We start from the raw sequence: 2,621 nt of genomic DNA on the forward strand, positions 1-2,621 counted from the left end.
AAACCAAAATGTAAATCCTACTATTAATGTTATTCCCTCTTCCTTATTTTCAATAAAATTTATTTTTGAAAAAAATATCAAAAAAAATAGTATTGTTAAAAATATATTTCCTATATAATCTGGATAATAATTTTTCATCTCAAGAATATATTTATTTATCTCACCTTTCATTATTTTAAATATAATAATCACTCCCTATATATCTCTAAAAAAATATCTTCTAACCTTTTATTTCTTTTTACAATAGAATTTATTTTTTCTCCATTTTCTAATAAAAAAATTATTAAATTCTGAATATAATCTCCATCTATTAAAGTAATTAATCCTCTTTTTTTAAGATCAATATCTATTAAAATTTCATTAAATATTAAACTATTATTTTGATTTTTTTCTAAAAAAAGTTCTCCCTCTTTTAAGAAAAAAGTTCTATCAACTATTTGATCTACTATTTCCAATTGATGAGTAGTTAAAATTATAGTTGTTCCTTCTTTTTTTATTTTTAATAAACAATCAATTAACTTATTTCGAGTAATAATATCTAGTCCCAAAGTTGGTTCATCTAAAAATAAAATTTTTGGTTTATTTAATAAAGCTATAATAATTGCTACTTTTTGTTTCATCCCTCTAGAAAAAGTATCTATTTTTTCATTTGAAACATCTGATAAATCAAATAATTCCAATAACTCTTTACCTCTTTTTTTTATGTCATTTTTTTTAATACCAAGCAAACCACCAAAATAATTTAAATTTTCCCAAGGAGTTAAATACCAATATATATTTCTATTTCCTTCAAGAACTACGCCTATTAAATTTAAATATTTACTTCGAATCTCCTTTATATTTATATTATTAAAAGATACTTCCCCCTTTGTTGGAAGTAATAATCCTAGCATTATTTTTATAAGAGTTGTTTTTCCTGCTCCATTTGATCCTAAAATTGCAATTGATTCTCCATCTAAAATTTTGAAATTTATTTCTTTTAAAACTTGATTATTTTTAAAATTTTTAGAAATTCCTGTCACTTCTAACATTTTATCTCCCTTTTATTTATGTTATACTCTTATATACCTTATAATATCTTTTTAGTAAAGGAATTTCTAACTTAAATTGGTATTATACAAGTTATAACTTAATATTTTTTATATGGGAGGTTTTTTATGAATCATTTTGGTACTATTTCTTTAAATACAAATAGATTAACTTTAAGAAAATTTAAAAGTTCTGATATTAAAGAGGCTTATGAAAACTGGACAAGTGATAATAAAGTTACTACTTTTTTAACTTGGGAAACTCATTCATCTGAAGAAATAACTAAAAATATTATAAATAATTGGATAAACTCTTATGATAATAAAAATTTTTATCAATGGGCAATTATTTTAAAAAATGAAAATATAAATATTGGAACTATAAGTATTGTTGAGTTAGATGAATCTCTTCAAAGTGTGACTATTGGTTATTGTATTGGTAGTAAATGGTGGAATCAAGGTATTGTTTCTGAAGCTTTTAAAGAGGTTATTGAGTTTCTATTTAAAGAGGTTAAGGTTAATAAAATAATCTCTTCTCATGATGTTGAAAATCCAAACTCTGGAAAAGTTATGTTAAAATGTGGATTAAAATATGAAGGAACTAATATTAAAGGGATTAGAGATATCTCTCTTTATGGATTAGTTAAAAGAGAATATAAAATTTAAAAATCCCACTTTAAAATAGTGGGATTTTTTTAATTATCTGGAAACTCAGGAAGTTTATCCACAAGAGCTGAATAATCTACTGGTTCTGACTTTTTTTCAGATTTAACTGATTTTATTAATTCAACTGATTTAACTGAATTAATTGAATATATCTTATTTTCACAACATTCTAAAACAAAGAAAAGAGAATCAATTTTTGTAATAACAACCTCATCTAGTAAAGTATTATCAGTAAAAGTAATAGAAACTTTTTGATTTATAAAAGATTTCAAAAGATTCATATAATGCCTCCTTTAACTTTAGTTGATTCATTATAACAAAAATAATCTATGAAACAAACTTTTTTTTTATTATTTTTGATAATATTCATTTCTTAAACTTTTCAAATACTCTATTGAGGCTATCGCACCATTCATTTGATCTTTTAACATACTTTCTAATAACTCTTCAGATATTTCTTGTGGATAATAATATTCAAGTGGTTTAATTATAGACCTATCATAAATTGCTTCTTCAATTTTAAAAGCTCCTTCTCCTACATTAAATACTCCTCCAGATCCTGGACTTCTTTTAAATTGAGCACAATAAGGATAACACATTTCCACATTAACCCTTGTTAAGGATGATTTTTTCATCATTATATCAAAAGACTTTTTTAAATCAATATTTCCTTGTCCTGCTGGAACTCCACAAACAACATATCCATATTTGTCAGATGGTTCTGGTATTACTATATGATCTTTAAAATGTGTAGAAAATGTGTATGGAGCCATATTTTCAGCAGCTTTTATAGGGTCTTCCCAAGCCATCATAGAGTTCCCAAAATCAAATAATAATCCAATCCAAGGAGAATTAATCTCTTTCACGACTTTTACTAATTCTTCTGATGTTTCATACTCATGATTTTCTAAAGCAAGTTTTATTTTG

The 2,621-nt window shown here is 23.9% G+C and carries 5 protein-coding genes; 1 reads left to right on the plus strand and 4 read right to left on the minus strand.

The genetic code is table 11. The features are described from left to right. Positions 1–192 (minus strand): hypothetical protein (locus tag Q0V09_RS10505; RefSeq protein ID WP_297489365.1); only part of this gene is annotated, 192 nt, incomplete at its 3' end. Next, on the minus strand, positions 189–1,031 hold the full coding sequence (locus tag Q0V09_RS10510) for an ABC transporter ATP-binding protein (protein WP_297489368.1): 843 nt from the start codon (positions 1,029–1,031) through the stop codon (positions 189–191). The genes Q0V09_RS10505 and Q0V09_RS10510, both read right to left, overlap by 4 nt. 126 nt (positions 1,032–1,157) lie before the next feature. Here Q0V09_RS10510 and Q0V09_RS10515 point away from each other — a divergent pair, with 126 nt between their 5' ends. Beyond that, positions 1,158–1,694, plus strand: coding sequence for a GNAT family N-acetyltransferase (locus Q0V09_RS10515; RefSeq protein ID WP_297489371.1), 537 nt, complete (start codon positions 1,158–1,160; stop codon positions 1,692–1,694). A 29-nt stretch (positions 1,695–1,723) separates the two neighbouring features. Here Q0V09_RS10515 and Q0V09_RS10520 read toward each other — a convergent pair whose 3' ends face one another. Continuing rightward, the gene (locus Q0V09_RS10520; RefSeq protein ID WP_297489374.1) at positions 1,724–1,975 is read right to left on the minus strand and encodes a hypothetical protein; all 252 of its coding nucleotides are present in this window, start codon (positions 1,973–1,975) and stop codon (positions 1,724–1,726) included. A gap of 69 nt (positions 1,976–2,044) precedes the next feature. Then, on the minus strand, positions 2,045–2,621 hold a 577-nt coding region (locus tag Q0V09_RS10525; RefSeq protein WP_297489376.1), incomplete at its 5' end, for a TIM barrel protein.

Origin of the sequence: uncultured Cetobacterium sp. (assembly GCF_947039425.1) — a bacterium.
Lineage (GTDB): Bacteria > Fusobacteriota > Fusobacteriia > Fusobacteriales > Fusobacteriaceae > Cetobacterium_A.